The following is a 247-nucleotide window of genomic DNA, read 5'->3' as shown; positions in this document are numbered from 1 at the left end:
AGATCGAGGTGCTGCACCGTGCGATCCGAGTCCTAGATGATCACTACCAGACATATCTGTGTCACGCGATTAAGAGTTCGGCTCAAATCCTGTCGTGGGACAATCCCGATTATCCGTATAAGAAAGCAGCGGAAGAATTGGTGACTGTCATACGCCGGGCGCTCGGCAACCGCCTCACACCCAACTGCTGGCTTGAGGATGTTCACGGTATCTGGGCTCATGAACAAAAAGCTTTCCTACTGAAGGA

General features: G+C 51.8%; 1 protein-coding gene. It reads left to right on the top strand.

All coding sequences use genetic code 11. From position 1 onward, the window contains the following. The coding region (locus AC1RPU_RS08440; protein ID WP_481769721.1) for a hypothetical protein at nt 1-247 on the top strand (247 nt) is incomplete at both ends.

The organism is Dellaglioa sp. CoH-55-MRSF-7, from assembly GCF_056782235.1.
The sequence above is the reverse complement of the archived record's forward strand: the minus strand, read 5'-3'. Positions and strand labels throughout refer to the sequence as shown.